Raw genomic sequence first — 15,012 nt, forward strand, 5'->3', positions numbered from 1 at the left:
GCGCAAGGCCCGTAAGGGGCGCGCGATGTCTGGCGTGTCTCAGGGAACTCGGGACTTGCTTGACCACCAAATTAAACAGCACGCCCGGTTCTTTTTCCAGGGGGTGGGAAGGATTCGTGCGAGCGGTCTGCGCCTCCGGCGCGCCCGGGGTTCCGTTTTGGCCCCATCCTGCGAAACTTCACACGCCAAGCTGACAAACCGCATCGACGGTTTGTTAATCTTGGCGCAGTTGACGGGCGAGTTCTGCGAGACCGGCAGGTTCGCTCCGTACGGGGGCGTCATCTCCATGCTCCCACCACGGGTTCATGGAGCGGCTCGGGAGCTACGGAGCACCTCGATGGTCAAGCAGGAACGTGCCGTTCGGACCCGCAACGCGCTGATCACGGCGGCGGCCGAAGACTTCAGCCGGATGGGCTACAGCCCTTCCTCACTCCTGTCCATCAGCCGTCACGCCGGCGTGACGAGCGGGGCGCTGCACTTCCACTTCCCGACCAAGGTCGCCCTCGCCTCCGCGGTCATGACGGCCGCGGTCCAGCGCCTGCACGGGATCGTGGAGCGGTGCGAGAAGCGGATGCCCGAGGGCGCCGTGCTGCAGCTCCTGATCGACGCGGGCCATGAGCTGGTCCAGCAGCTGCGCGACGACGTGGTGCTGCGCGCCGGGTTCGACCTGGAGGGGGACCCCGGGTGCCCGCAGGGCGTCGGCGAGGTGCGCGCCCACTGGTACCGGTGGGTGCAGGCGACCCTGGAAAGCGCGCAGGAGGCGGGGGAGTTGCACCAGGGGCTGTCGGTCGAGCACGTGGCGAGCGCGGTGTTCGTGTGCACCGTGGGGATCCAGATGCTCGGCCGGCGGGACGCGAAGTGGGTCTCGCGCCGCACGCTGACCAGGTTCTGGTACCTGGTGCTGCCGCGGATCGCGGCGGGCGAGGACGGTCTGGACGCCGCGGGGTCCGGCTGAGGCCGCGCGCCGTCGTACGGATCAAACCGTACCGGCCGCTCGGTCCGTATGGGGGCTTCGTCGTGTCGGCCGAATGATGAATACGCCGTTAAGAGTCCGCTGAATTGCATTGCCGGCCGGAAGCGGGATTTCCGCTTCCGGAAACTGTGAGGTGAACGGCGCAGATTTTCCTCGGGGAGCACCTGAACTAAACCGGTGAGCCCGTATATTTCATGGGGCGCCCTTTCGAACCACGCAGTCAACCATCCTTGATCCGTCGGGAAGAGGGGATCCCATGACCCTGCTCGTTCGCCAGCAAGAGCCCACCCGCGCTCCCGCCTGGCAGGGAGTCGAGGACCTGCCGCAGCTCACCACCACCGTTCCGCGTGAGTACGTGCACCGCGCCTCACTCGCCGAGGTCTTCCTCACCGGATGCCGCCAACTGGGCGGCACCCACTTCGAGTTGACGGGGCAGTGGCCGCGCGCCCACACCTTCTTCACCAACGGTGACGGGACGCGGCACGACCCCATGCAGGCCGCCGAAACCATTCGCCAGGTCGGTCTGTTCCTCGCCCACTCGGAGTTCGGTGTGCAGCTGGGCCATCACTTCCTGCTGCGGGACATGGAGTTCTCCGTGTGCCCGGACAACCTGGACATAGGGGAGCGGCCCAGCGAGCTCATACTCGACGCCGCCTGCACCGACGTGAAGTGGCGAGGGAACCGCCTCGTCCAGTTCGCCATGAGCATCACCATCGAGCGCGAGGGACGTCTCGCGGCCCGCGGCAGCGGGCACTTCACCTGCGTCGCCCCGGCCGCCTACCGCCGTCTGCGCGGGTCGCGCACCGAGGCCGGCGCCGCGGCGCAGCCCCGTCCGCTGCCCGTCGAGCCCTGGCGGGTGGGCCGCTGCGCCGCCTCCGACGTCGTGCTGTCGGCCACCGACCAGCCGGGCCGCTGGCTGCTCAGCCCCGACCCCCGCCACCCCATCCTGTTCGACCACGGCGGCGACCACGTGCCCGGCATGGTGCTGATCGAGGCCGCCCGCCAGGCGGCCTGCGGGCTCGTGGAAGCCGGCGCGTTCCTCCCGGTGCGGGCCGCCACCGAGTTCCACCAGTACGCCGAGTTCGGCACACCGTGCTGGATCGACGCCGTCCTGGCGCCGCCGGCACAGCCGGGCATGCTCAGTGTGCATGTCCGGGGACTTCAGGACGGCAACGAGGTGTTCAGCACCCGGCTGGACGGGATGTGCCCGCAGAACGGCGAATCCACCGACCGGCCGGCCGGGGAAGAACAGCGTATTGATGCCTGACGGTCGCATCGGTTCGGGTATTCCGGTTCGGTGCATTCCGGTTCGGCGTATTCCGGTTCGATGCATTCCGGTTTCGGGATTCGGGCTGTGACGGGTTCTTCTGAGCCTGTCACAGCCCGAAGTTCCGTACCGGGCATTCCGGTTCGGGTGCGGAGGTCACCGACGGCGCGCTGCCGGCGCCGAGCGTCGCGGTGAGTCCGGCGTCGACGGGAAGGACGACCCCCGTGATCCAGCGCGACCTGGGGCCGGCGAGGAACAGGACGGCGTCACCCACGTCCCAGCCGGTGCCCTCGGTGGCGAGCGGGGCGGCGAGCCTGCGCTGTTCGCGGTCGCCGTCGTCGACGCCCTGGGAGTGGACCATCGGGGTGTAGACATAGCCGGGGGCGAGCGCGTTCACCCGGATGCCCTCGGGCCCGTGCTGGGCGGCCATGGTCCGGGTGAGGCCGACGACCGCGGCCTTGGTCGTGGGGTAGGCCACCGTCGGGTGCCCGCCGGTGAGGCCGACCGCCGAGGACATGTTGATGATCGACCCGCCGCCGGCGACGCGCATGCGCGGGATGGCGGCACGGGACATCAGCACCATGGAGTTCAGGTTCAGGCGCAGGCACCGGTCCCAGGCGTCGAGGTCCACGTCGACCACGGTTCCGGGCGGGCCGGCGACGCCGACGTTGTTGACCAGCACGTCGAGCCGGCCGAAGGCGTCCACCGTCTGCCGGACCACCCCGGCGCAGGCGTCCGGGTCGGTCACGTCGGCGGTGAGCGCGAGCACGTCCCCGCCCCGCTCGGCGACGAGTCGCCGGGTCTCCGTCATGTTCTCGGGCGCGGAGTCGACCACGACCACATGCGCCCCGGCCTCGGCGAGCAGCACCGCGGCGGCCCGGCCGTTGCCGATGCCCGGCGCGCGGGAGCCGCCGCCGGTGACGATCGCGACCTTGCCCCGCAGACCGAAGTCGATGCTCATGCCTGACTCCCCTTCCGGCCGGCCGGCTGCTCAGACCTGCCGGGCGCGGCCGGCCCAGTAGCGCTCGCGCAGGGCGCGCTTGAGGACTTTCCCGTTGGCGCTGCGCGGCAGCGAGTCGACGAACTCCACCCGCTTGGGCGCCCGGATGCCGCCCAGCGTCTTCCTGCACAGCGCGATCAGCTCGTCCTCGCGGATCCGGGCGCCCGGGTTGGGCTCGACCACCGCGGTGACCGCCTCTCCCCAGTCGTCGTGCGGCACTCCGATGACGGCACAGTCCTGCACGGCCGGGTGACTCCAGATCACCTGCTCGATCTCGCTCGGGTAGATGTTCAGACCGCCGGAGATGATCATGTCCTTCTTGCGGTCGGTGATGAACAGATAGCCGTCCGCGTCGAAGTGGCCGATGTCGCCGGTGTGCAGCCATCCGCCGACGACGGTCTCGGCCGTCTTGTCGGGCGCCGCGTAGTAGCCCTTCATGACGAGGTCCCCGCGGACACAGATCTCCCCGGACTGCCCCGCGGCGACGGCGCGTCCGTCCTCGTCCTGGATCTCCACGGTCACCAGCGGGTACGGCCGGCCGCACGAGGTCAGCCGGGAGTCGGGAGCCACGTTCCCGGCGACGAAGTGTTCCTCGGGGCGCATGAAGCAGACCCCGGCGAACGCCTCCACCTGGCCGTAGCACTCCATCAGGACCGGGCCGAACAGGCCGATGGCGCGCCGCAGTTTCTCGGCCGACATGGGGGCCGCGGCGTAGAGCAGGTAGCGCAGCGAGGACAGGTCCCGCCCGGTGAGTCCGGGTGTCTCCATCAAACGGTAGACGACCGTGGGCGCGAGGAAGATCTCGGTGACGCGGTGCCGCTCGATCGCGTCGAGGATCGCCGCTGGCTCGGCCCTGGGCAGCAGCACCACCGTGCCGCCGCGTGCCGTGGCGGCGAGGCTGATGACGCCGGACGCGTGGGCCATGGGCAGCGCGGCCAGGTTCACGATCGGGTCGTCGCCGCGGTACTGGAACGACATCATCAGGTGGGCCAGACACGTCGACAGGGACCGGTGCGTGTTCATCACGCCCTTCGGCGCACCGGTCGTCCCGCCGGTGGACGAGATGGCGACCACGTCGTCCATCTCGTGGTGCACGCGGGGTTTCGTGTCGGGCAGACCGGCGGTCCACTCGGCCAGCGCGGGGTTGCCGTCCGCCGCGTCGTCGAGACACACGTACTGCGCGACCTTCGGCAGCGAGGGCGCCAGCTCGGCCACGACCGGCGCCATCGAGGGGTGGTAGAACAGCACCTCGCAGTCGAACGCGTCGATCACGCGCCGCAGGTCGGCGGGGGGAGTGGTCGGGTTCAGCGGTACCCAGGCCAGCCCGGCCCGCCAGATGCCCAGCACGCCGATCCAGCCCCGCGCGTCGTTCGGGGACAGCACACCGGCCTTGGCCTCGCGGGTGAACCCCGACCGCAGCAGGGCGTGCGCGATGCGGCACGACAGCTTCCCCGCCTCGTCGAAGGTCCAGGTCCGCTCGCCGGACACGTACGCGACCGAGTCCGGGCTGTGCCGCCAGCCCCGGTCGAAGAAGTCGATGATCGCCATCAGGCCCCCAAGATCGTGATGGTGGCGACCGCTTCCTCGCCGGCGTAGAAGCCGCCGCTGTTGTCGGCGATCGCGATCCGTGCGCCGGGCACCTGCCGGACCCCGGCCTGACCGCGCAGTTGACCGACCAGCTCGTACACCTGGGCCAGGCCGGTCGCCCCGAGGGGGTGCCCCTTCGACTCCAGGCCGCCCGACGGGTTGACCGGCAGCCGTCCGCCCAGCGCGGTCACCCCGGCCTCGGCGGCCGCGCCGCCGGCACCGGGCTCGAACAGTCCGAGCAGTTCGGTCTGCTGGATCTCCCCGAACGCCGTGGCGTCGTGCAGCTCGGCCACGTCGATGTCCTGCGGGCCCAGGCCGGCCTGCTCGTAGGCGCGCAGCGCGGCCAGCCTGCTGATGTGCTGGTCCCACGCGGCCGGCGGGTGCGCCACGCCCGTGCCGACCACGCTCGCCAGGACCCGTACGCGCGCACCGCGCGAGGCCAGTCGGCGCAGCCCGCGCTCTCCGCACACCACCGCGGCCGCCGCCCCGTCGGTGATCGGCGCGCACATCGGCACGGTGAGCGGGAACGCCAGCGCGCGGGCGGACAGGACGTCCTCGACGGTGAACTCCTTGCGGTAGTGCGCCTTCTCGTTGTGCACGGAGTGCCGGTGGTTCTTGGCCGAGGCCGCGGCGAGCTGCCGTTGCGTGGTGCCGAACCGGTTCATGTGCGCGCGGGCCCAGGCCGCGTAGACGTCCATGAAGATGCTGCGCTTGCCGGCGTGGGCGGCATCGGCCGTACCGCCGAACGCGGTCAGGGTCGCGGCCAGCGCCGCCGGGTCCGACACGTCGTAGGCACCGTCGAAGACCGCCATCGCGCGGTCGCGGTCCTCGACGTTCATCTTCTCCGCGCCGACCGCCAGCACGATGTCGGCGGCACCGGCGCGGACCTGACCGACCGCCAGGTGCAGTGCGGTGGCGCCGGTGGCGCAGGCGTTCTCGACGTTGAACATGGGGATGCGCTCGAACCCCATGCCGCGCAGGGCGACCTGGCCGCCGATCATGAGCTGGCCCTGAAGGGCGCCCTGGGTGGTGTTGCCGAAGAACGCCGCCTGCACATCGCGCGGCTCCAACCCCGCGTCGGCCAGGGCCTCCCGCACCGCTTCGGCCGCCAGACCGGGCACGTCACGGTCGGTGTGACGGCCGAACCTCGTCATCCCCACCCCGGCGATCCACACCTGCTCCGCCACGGGTCAGCTCCTTTGCGCCTGAAGGAATCTCGTCGGCCGTGCCGGCGCGAGGGCGGCGGCACGCAAAAAGATGTCGCACACGCGGAATTCGCGTCAATATTCGTTTTTCACGTCATGCTGGGAAAAACCATCAGGGGCAGCCGACCACCTGGGCCGCGTACGACAGGCCCGCGCCGAAACCGAGCAGGAGGACGGGGGCGCCGCCCGCGACCTCGCCGCGCTCCACGAGCTTGGACAGGGCCATGGGGATGCTGGCGGCGGAGGTGTTGCCGGAGTCGACGACATCGCGCGCGACGACGGCGCCGGTGGCGCCGAGATGCCTGGTCACGGCCTCGATGATCCGCAGATTCGCCTGGTGCGTGACGACGGCGGCCAGCTCGGACGGTTCGATCCCGGCCCGCTCGCAGGCCCGGCGGGCCACCGGGGCGAGGGAGGTCATCGCCCAGCGGTAGACGACGTGTCCGTCCTGCCGGAACAGCGCGGGCGGACCGGCCGGACCGGTGGTCTCCAGCGTGATGGCCGAGCCCCGCTGGGGCTGCGAGCCCCACACCACCGGGCCGACGGTGCCCGCGGCGCCGCCCTCGGCGGCCGTGAGGACCGCGGCGCCGGCGCCGTCGCCGAAGATGACGCAGGTGGACCGGTCCTGCCAGTCGAGGAAGTCGCTCATCTTGTCCGCGCCGATGACCAGCGCGGTACGGCTGCTGCCGCCGCGCACGGCCAGATCGGCGCCGGCGAGGGCGTAACTGAAGCCCGCGCAGGCGGCGTTGAGGTCGAAGACGGCCGCGGCGGGGATCTCCAGCTGCCGGGCGACCCGGGCGGCGATGCTCGGCATACGGTCCACGGCGGTGCAGGTCGCGACGGTCACCAGGTCGATGTCGGCGGCATCCACCCCGGCCCGGGCGACGGCCTTGGCGGCGGCGATCGCCATGTCGGCGACGCTCTCGTCCGCGGCGGCGATGTGGCGCGTGGCGATGCCGACGCGGGACCTGATCCACTCGTCGGAGGTGTCGACCCGGGCGGCCAGGTCGTCGTTGGTGAGCACGCGCGTCGGCTGGTGGTGGGCGATCGAGACGATCCGGCTGCCGGGCAGGGTGGCGGGCACGAGTCCTCCAGAGGGTCGGTTCCGGGGAAGCGAGGGGTCAGGGCCTGCGGCCAGGGGGTGGCGTTCGGATCAGGCCGGCCGCGACGAACGGTGCGGATCGGCGGACCCGAGCGGGGTCGTGGGGCCCCTCCCGCGCGAGCGAAGCCGAGCGTGGGGGAGTCGGCGAGTGACGACAACACGGCTGGGGGTGCCCCCTCTGGGGGAGTGCGTGCCAGACCCCGCGACGCCGGCGTGATCCAAACGACACCCCCCAGGTCAGGCCACGTCCCGCCGCGCGTGCGGAAGGGGCTCGGGCCCCGCCGCGGCCAGGGCGTCGGCGATCGTCGCCAGCACGTCGGTCACCGCCGAGTGGAGGAAGAAGTGCTCGCCGGGCAGGACGACCAGGCGCGAGGCGGCGCCGGTCTGCCGCAGCCACCGGTGCAGCTGGTCGCTCGCCACCAGGGGGTCGGCGGCGCCGCCGAACACCGTCAGCGGCACCGTGAGCGGCGGCTGCGCGTGGTACCGGTAGGTCTCCAGCAGCGAGAAGTCGGCGCGCAGCGCGGGCAGGATCAGCTCCATCAGCCCGGGGTCGTCCAGCAGTTCGGCCGGCGTGCCGCCGAGGAAGCGCAGTTCCTCCAGCACGTCGGCGTCCGGCGCCGCGTGGATCGGCTGCCGGGTGCGCGGCAGGTCGGGGGCGGCGGAGCCGGAGACGAACAGGTGCGCCGGCTGGGGCAGGCCCCGCGCGCGCAGGGTCCTGGCGAGTTCGAAGGCGATCAGGCCGCCCATGCTGTGGCCGAACAGCGCGTACGGCCGCTCCAGGTGGCCCGCGAGGGCGTCGGCCAGCATCTCGGTCATCAACGGCATCCTGCTGACCGGGGTCTCGCCCCAGCGGGCGCCGCGGCCGGGAAGCTCCAGCGGGTGCACCCGGACATGGCCGGGGGCCAGATCGTGCCAGGTCCGGTACGCCGAGGCGGCGCCGCCCGCGTACGGGAGGCAGAAGAGCCGGACCCCGGCCTCGTCCCGCGGCTCCGCCTGGGCGAACCATGGGTTGCGCATGGTGTGCTTCTCCTTCGTCTCGCCGTCGTCCGCCGCGGTGCGGGCGCGGCGGACCACGGTCGGTCGGTCAGTCGGTCAGGGCGAGGGCGCCCGACGGGCAGGTCGCCACCGCCGCCCGCGCGGCGTCGGCGGCCTCGCGCCCGCACTCACCGGCCGTGAGCAGCACGACGGTCCCGTCGTGCTCGGACTGGTCGAAGAGACCGGGTGCGGTCAGCGCGCACATGCCCGCGCCGACGCAGCGTTCGGTGTCAGCCTGGATCTGCAAGGTCGTACCCCCGTGCCGTGGGTGTGCGCGGACGTCAGACGGCCACGCCGCCGTCGATCTGGAAGGTCGTGCCGGTGATGTACGCGGCCCGGTCCGAGAGAAGGAACGAGACCAGGTCGGCGACCTCGTGCGGCTCGCCGAACCGCCCGAGCGGGATACGCTGCCTGAACCGCTCGCGGACCTCGGCCGGCAGCGCCGCGACGGGATCGGTGGCGACGAAGCCGGGCACGACCACGTTCGCCCGGATCCCGTACCGCCCGACCTCGCGGGCCAGGGACTTGGTGAACCCGATGATCCCGGCCTTGGACGCGGCGTAGTTGGTCTGCCCGGCGTTGCCGTACAGACCGGCGATGGAGGACATCGTCACGATCGCGCCGCGCCTGCGCTCGATCATCCCGTTGATGACGGTGCGGCAGACGTAGTAGGTGCCGTCGAGGTTGACCCGCTGCACGTCCGCCCAGTCGTCGTCCTCCATCGCCGCCAGCGGGCCGTCGCGCAGCACGGCGGCCGAGGTCACCACCGCGTCGAGGGGACCGAGCGCGTCCTCGGCCCCGTCGACGAGTTCCTCCACCGCGACGCTGTCGCCGACGTCGGTCCGGCGGATGTACGACCGCCGGCCCAGCGCGCCGATCTCCTTTCCGAGGCTCTGCGCGGCGGCCGCGTCGGAGGCGTAGCACACCGCCACGTCGAAACCGTCCTCGGCGAGCCGCAGCGCCACGGCGCGGCCGATCCCGCGTGAGCCGCCCGCCACCAGGGCCACCGGGGCGCCCTGGCCCGTCCGGGCCGCGTCGATACCGCTCATGCTCTCTCAGCTCTCCTGGTTCTCTTGGTCCGCGTCCGCCGCGAGCAGGCGGCGCAGCTCCGCCTCCACGTCGTCGTCGGACAGGCCCGCGAGCAGTTCCAGGCCGTCGTCCGGCTCGGCCTCGTCGCGGCTGAGGACCTCGATGGCGGCCTCGGGGCGCCGCGCCGCGCCAGGGGCCGCCGCCAGCAGGTCCGCGGTGCGCGCGACGGTGGGGTGCTCGAAGAAGGCCCGCAGGTCGAGTTCCGTGCCGAGGCGGTTCTTCAACCGGGTGCCGACCTGGACCGCGGCCAGGGAGTGGCCGCCGAGGGCGAAGAAGTCGTCGTCGACGCCGACCCGGTCCACGCCGAGGATCTCCTGCCACACCTCGGCGATCTCCTGCTCCCGGGGGGTGCGGGCGGCGACGTACGGCGTGTCCAGGTCCGGGCGGGGATGGCTGCCGCCGGGCGGCGCGAACTGCCCCATCTCCTGTTCGAGCAGCTCGGGGGTGAGGGAGCGGGCCAGGTCGCGCATGGCCGTGAACTCCCGGTGGGAGACGACGAGATGGGCGGGCAGGTGCGGGGCGGCGAGCAGCCGGGCGAAGACGTCCTTGCCCTGCTGCTCGGTGATGCCCTCGGCGAGGGTGCGCAGGACCCCGCCGGCCCTCTCGCCGGGGCGGTCCTCGCCGGCCGCCCCCTGGCCGGGCGCCGGCTGCTCGACGGCGCGCGTGATCTGCTCGCGCAGACCCTCCAGGTCGTTGATCCGCTTGATGGTGAAGTCGCCGATCCGGGCCAGCAGCCGGCCGTCCGGGTCGAGGATCTCGATGTCGCAGGTGCTGGTCTCGCCCGCGGAGTCCGCGGCCCCCTTCACCTCGACATAGGCGTGCACGGTGCCGGTCAGGCCGTGGAAGACGCGCAGGCTGCGGTAGCTGAACGGCAGATAGTAGGTGTCGGGCGCGTGGACCCGGGCGGTGCCGCCGGCCGCGTCGAGCAGCGCCGGGTGCAGCAGGTAGTGCTCCAGGTCGCCGTGGTACTCCTCGTCGAGGTGCAGGGTCGCCATCACGTGCCTGGGGCCGACCTGGATCTCCCGCATGCACTTCCAGCGCGGCCCGAAGGAGAACTCGATCGGGCCGCCCTTCTCGAACCGGTCGAGCCGCAGCCCGAGTTTGATCGACTCGTCGGTGTCGAGGACCTCCGTCACCGCGCAGGCGGCCCGCAGCGCGGCCAGGTCGCGCACGGTGTCCGGGGCCGGCTCGTGGAAGGCGACGGTGCCGCGCGCGTGATCGGTCCAGGCCGCGGCCCCGGGGGCGCCGGTGCGGCTCTGCACCGCGAAGTGCCAGCCGCCGTCGCGTTCCTCGATCGTGGTGAAGACCTCGCGGCTCTGCCCGTCGGGGACGACGACCGGGATCATGTACTGCACGTCACCGATCTCGATGTCCCGCCCCGCGGCCTGCTCGGCGACGGCGGCCCGGACCAGTTCCAGGTAGGCGGTGCCCGGCACCAGACCGTGGCCCTGGATGCGGTGGTCGGCGACGATCCAGCTGTCGTCGGTGCTGAACACCGTGGCGTAGGTGCGGGACGTGGCGCCGGAGCGGACCAGGCGCCGCAGCAGCGGGTGGCCGTGCAGCGGGGTGCCGGAGTCGAGGCCGAACCGGGAGCCGAGGCCGGCGGCCATGCCGACGTCCCGCCAGGTGTCCCAGCCGACGGCGGTGACGGGCAGCCCGCCCGCCCGGCGCCGGTGCTGCGCCCACGCGTCGAGGAAGGCGTTGGCGGCGGCGTAGTCGCTCTGGCCGGGGCCGCCGAGGACGGCGGTCACGGAGGAGCACAGCAGCATGAAGTCCAGCTCGTCCGCGCGGCAGACCCGGTCGAGGACGATCAGGCCGTGCGTCTTGGCGGCGAGGACCTGGCCGGCGTCGGCCGGGGTCCTGGTGATGATCATGCCCTGGGAGGGCAGGCCGGCGGCGTGCACGACGCCGTTCAACGGGCCCGCCGCCGCGCGCAGTTCGCCCACGGCGCGCAGCATCTGCTCCTCGTCGGTGACGTCGGCGCGGAGCAGCACGACACGGGCGCCGAGGGATTCGAGGTGCCGCAGCCGCCGGATCCGGGTGCTGGTGGGGTCGGCCTCGTCGTGGGCGGCGAGGTGGGTGTCCCAGTCGGCGGGCGCCGGGAACGCGGAGCGGCCCAGCAGGCCGAGGACCGGCCGGTCGGCCGCGGCCGCGATGTGCTCGGCCATGGCGAGGCCGAGGCCGCCGAGGCCGCCGGTGACGAGGTAGACGCCATCGTCGCGCAGTCCGGTGCGCCCGCCGTCACCGGGGTCCGTCCGGTCGATCCAGTCCACCCGGTCGAAGCCGCGCGCCCACACATGCCGCCCGCGCAGGGCGAGTTCGGTCCCGGTGTCCGTGCCGGTGAGGACGGCGTGCACGGCGGGTACGGCGTCCTCGCCCGGGGCGTCCGGGTCGGTGCCGGTGATGTCCAGGACCCGGCAGGCGGTACCGGCGGTCTCCTGGGGGATCACGGTGGCCGCGCCGAGCAGCAGGGCGTGCTCGGGCCGCAGCGGTTCGTCGCCGGTGACGTCGTACACGCCGCGGCACAGCACGTCGAGGACGGCCGGGGCGGGCAGGTGCCCGGCGCCCAGGGCCTGGGCGAGGGCGAGGAGGCTGTCGAAGCCGGTGCGGCGAGCGGCGTCCAGCCGCTCCCGGGTGGGCTCCGTGCCGTCGAAGGGGCCGTCGGCGGGGCCGTCGCCGGGACCGTCGGCGGTGCTCCACAGGTGGACGAAGCGGAAGCACCGCCCGTCCCCGGCCGTGAGGGGAGGCGCGGCCAGGGACGAGACGAGTGCGGACAGGTGGTCACGGTCGGCGGGGTCCAGGGTCCAGGAGTCCTCGCCGGTGCGTTCCAGACCGTCGCCCGCGCGGACGCGCACGACGCGGTCGCCGGCGGCCGCGAGGCGCCCGGCGAGGCTGTCGCCGAGGGCGAGTCCGGCGCCGAGGACCACCCAGGTGTCGCCGGTGGCCGCGGCCCTGCCCGGGGCGGGCAGGGCGAGCCGCTGCCAGCCGGGGGTGTAGAACCAGCCGTCCGCGCCGGCGGCGGGAGCCGCGGTGCGGGGGGCTGCGGCGGGCTCCACCCAGTAGCGGCGCCGCTGGAAGGCGTAGCCGGGCAGCCGCACCGGGCGGCCGCCGTCCGGGCCCTGGACCGCGGCCCAGTCGACGGCGACACCGGCGCTCCACGCGGCGCCGAGCCCCGTCAGCAGGTGGGCGTCGTCCGGGACGTGCTCGCCGGGGTGCCGCAGGGAGCCGACGGCACTGCGGGCCGGACCCCAACCGCGGTGGGCACGGGCGAAGTTGGCGAGGTTCTGGCCGGGGCCGACCTCCAGCAGGACGAGGCCGGGGTCGGCGAGCAGGACGTCGAGGGCGTCGCCGAACCGCACCGTCTGACGCAGATGGGCGCCCCAGTACTCGGGGCTGGTCGCCTGTTCGGCGGTGAGCCAGGTGCCGGTGACGTTGGACAGCACCGGGGTCCGCGGGGCGTGCAGGGTGACGTCGCGGACCGCCTCGGTGAAGGGGGTGACGGCGCCGTCCATGTCGGGGGAGTGGAAGGCGTGCGAGGTGTGCAGCCTGCGGCAGCCCACGCCCTCGTCCCCGAGCCGCCGTTCGAGGGCGTCGACGGCCTCGGGGGTGCCGGAGACCACGGTGAGCGCCGTGGAGTTGACGGCGGCGAGCGCGAGACCCTCGCCGAGGCGGGCGGTGGTCTCCTCCTCGGACAGGAAGACGCTGAGCATGGCGCCGTGCGGCATGCTCTGGACCAGCCGGCCCCGGGTGGCGACCAGCCGTACGGCGTCCTGGAGCGAGAACACGCCCGCGAGGCACGCGGCGACGTACTCGCCGACGCTGTGCCCGACCATGGCGCGCGGCTCGACGCCCCAGGACTGCCACTGCCGGGCCAGGGCGAACTCGACGCAGAACAGCGCGGGCTGGGCGAGCCGGGTCTGCCGCAGCCGCTCCGCGGCCTCGGGACCCTCCGCGTCGAGCACCAGGGCGCGCAGGTCCTCCCCGAGGTGCGGGGCGAACAGCTCCGCGCAGCGGTCGAACTCGGCGGTGAAGACGGACCGGCGGCCGTACAGGCCGCGGGCCATGCCGGGGTACTGGGCGCCCTGCCCGGGGAAGAGGAAGGCGACCGGGGCGGCGTCGGGCGCGGCGGCCGGGGCCGGAGCCTGCGCGAGCCTCCGCAGCGCGGCGACGGCCTCCCCGGTGGTGCGGGCGACGACGGCGCCGCGGTGCGGGAACCGGGCCCGGCGCCGGGCCAGGGTGTGGGCGACGGCGTCGAGGGCGGTGCCGGCGTCGGCCTCCAGGTGGTCGGCGAGCCGGGCGGCCGCCGCGGCGAGCGCGGGCGCGGACTTCGCGGACAGCGGCAGCAGCCGGGCCGGGGCCCCGGTCGCGGCCGTGCCGTCGGGCTCGGCCGACTGCTCGGCGGGGGGCTCCTCCAGGACGACGTGGACGTTCGTGCCGCCGATGCCGAAGGAACTGACCCCGGCCCGGCGCGGGGTGTCCGTGCGCGGCCAGGCGCGCAGCTCGGTGTTGACGTAGAACGGGCTGCTGTCCAGCTCCAGGCCGGGGTTGGCCCGCTCCCAGTGCAGCGTCGGCGGGATCGCCTCGTGCCTGAGGGCGAGGGCCGCCTTGATCAGGCCGGTGACACCGGCGGCGGCGTCGAGGTGGCCGACGTTGCTCTTGACCGAGCCGATCGCGCACGTGCCCCGGGCGTCGGTGCCCGCGCGGTAGGCGCGGGTGAGGGCGGCGATCTCGATGGGGTCGCCCAGCGGGGTGCCGGTGCCGTGGGTCTCCACGTAGCCGACGGTGGCGGGGTCGACGTCGGCCAGGGCCAGTGCCTCGGCGACGACGTCGGCCTGGCCGTCGACGCTCGGCGCGGTGTAACCGGCCTTCAGGGAGCCGTCGTTGTTGACGGCGCTGGCGAGGACGACCGCGTCGACGCGGTCGCCCGCGGCCCGCGCGTCGGCGAGGCGGCGCAGGACGACGAGGCCGGCGCCGTTGCCGGGCACGGTGCCCTCGGCGTCCGCGTCGAAGGCGCGGCAGGTGCCGTCCGGGGAGAGGATGCCGCCGGGTTCGTACAGATAACCGCCGCGCAGCGGGGAGCTGACGGACACGCCGCCGGCCAGGGCGATGTCGCACTCGCCGCTCACGAGGCTCTGGCAGGCGAGGTGCACCGCGGTCAGCGAGGTGGAGCAGGCCGTCTGGACGGTGACCGCCGGGCCCGTCAGGCCCAGCTTGTACGCGGCGCGCGTGGCCAGGAAGTCCTTGTCCGAGGCGAGCATCACCTGGTACATGCCGGACTCGTCCAGGACCCGCTGGTTGTTCATGAGGTTGAACAGCAGGTACGTGTTGAGGCCCGCGCCCGCGAAGACGCCGATCCGGCCCTCGAAGCGGGCCGGGTCGACCCCGGCGGACTCCAGGGCGTGCCAGGCGCATTCGAGGAAGACCCGGTGCTGGGGGTCGAGGAGTTCGGCCTCGCGGGGGCTGTAGCCGAAGAAGCCCTCGTCGAACAGGTCGGCGCCGTCCAGCACGCCCTTGGCCCGGACGTAGTCGTCGCGGGCCGGGAGCGCGGGGTCGACGCCGGACGCGGCGAGTTCCTCGTCGGACAGGACGCTGATGCCTTCGCGGCCCTCGGCGAGGTTGGTCCAGAAGGTCTCCACGTCGTCCGCACCGGGGAAGCGGCCGGCCATGCCGATGATGGCGACGCGATCGACGTCCTCGTGCTGGTCCTGGTCCTGCTGCTGGTCGTGCTGCTGGTCCTGGTGTGGCTGTGACACG

The 15,012-nt window shown here is 73.4% G+C and carries 10 protein-coding genes; 2 read left to right on the forward strand and 8 right to left on the reverse strand.

Annotated elements, in window-relative coordinates:
* The first annotated feature begins 337 nt into the window (after window positions 1-337).
* Together ACZ4MF_RS26085 and ACZ4MF_RS26090 are read left to right on the forward strand one after the other, a co-directional pair.
* The gene (locus tag ACZ4MF_RS26085; RefSeq protein ID WP_467494339.1) at window positions 338-955 is read left to right on the forward strand and encodes a ScbR family autoregulator-binding transcription factor; all 618 of its coding nucleotides are present in this window, start codon (window positions 338-340) and stop codon (window positions 953-955) included.
* Window positions 956-1,229: 274 nt separating this feature from the next.
* Entirely contained in the window at window positions 1,230-2,240 is a 1,011-nt protein-coding gene (locus ACZ4MF_RS26090) for a ScbA/BarX family gamma-butyrolactone biosynthesis protein (RefSeq protein WP_467494340.1), read from the forward strand.
* A gap of 109 nt (window positions 2,241-2,349) precedes the next feature.
* On the opposite strand, the gene ACZ4MF_RS26095 is transcribed toward ACZ4MF_RS26090, so the two are convergent.
* The 8 genes from ACZ4MF_RS26095 to ACZ4MF_RS26130 all read right to left on the reverse strand — a co-directional run bounded on the left by ACZ4MF_RS26095 (window position 2,350) and on the right by ACZ4MF_RS26130 (window position 15,011).
* A complete protein-coding gene (locus ACZ4MF_RS26095) occupies window positions 2,350-3,201 on the reverse strand; it encodes an SDR family NAD(P)-dependent oxidoreductase (protein WP_356029655.1) in 852 nt (283 codons plus the stop codon).
* A 30-nt stretch (window positions 3,202-3,231) separates the two neighbouring features.
* Entirely contained in the window at window positions 3,232-4,788 is a 1,557-nt protein-coding gene (locus ACZ4MF_RS26100; protein WP_467494342.1) for a class I adenylate-forming enzyme family protein, read from the reverse strand.
* Window positions 4,788-6,014 carry a thiolase family protein gene (locus ACZ4MF_RS26105; RefSeq protein ID WP_467494343.1) on the reverse strand — a complete coding sequence of 409 codons (1,227 nt, stop codon included), beginning with the start codon at window positions 6,012-6,014 and terminating at the stop codon, window positions 4,788-4,790. Before ACZ4MF_RS26105 ends, ACZ4MF_RS26100 begins: the two co-directional genes overlap by 1 nt.
* Before the next feature lie 130 nt (window positions 6,015-6,144).
* A complete protein-coding gene (locus ACZ4MF_RS26110; protein ID WP_467494394.1) occupies window positions 6,145-7,104 on the reverse strand; it encodes a beta-ketoacyl-ACP synthase III in 960 nt (319 codons plus the stop codon).
* Window positions 7,105-7,371: 267 nt separating this feature from the next.
* Entirely contained in the window at window positions 7,372-8,208 is an 837-nt protein-coding gene (locus tag ACZ4MF_RS26115) for a thioesterase II family protein (protein ID WP_467494344.1), read from the reverse strand.
* A 10-nt stretch (window positions 8,209-8,218) separates the two neighbouring features.
* On the reverse strand, window positions 8,219-8,416 hold the full coding sequence (locus ACZ4MF_RS26120; protein WP_356029651.1) for a ferredoxin: 198 nt from the start codon (window positions 8,414-8,416) through the stop codon (window positions 8,219-8,221).
* 34 nt (window positions 8,417-8,450) lie between these two features.
* On the reverse strand, window positions 8,451-9,218 hold the full coding sequence (fabG, locus tag ACZ4MF_RS26125; protein WP_356029650.1) for a 3-oxoacyl-ACP reductase FabG: 768 nt from the start codon (window positions 9,216-9,218) through the stop codon (window positions 8,451-8,453).
* A 6-nt stretch (window positions 9,219-9,224) separates the two neighbouring features.
* The gene (locus ACZ4MF_RS26130) at window positions 9,225-15,011 is read right to left on the reverse strand and encodes a type I polyketide synthase (RefSeq protein WP_467494345.1); all 5,787 of its coding nucleotides are present in this window, start codon (window positions 15,009-15,011) and stop codon (window positions 9,225-9,227) included.
* Window position 15,012 lies beyond the last annotated feature (1 nt).

Source organism: Streptomyces sp. NPDC025793 (assembly GCF_055558375.1).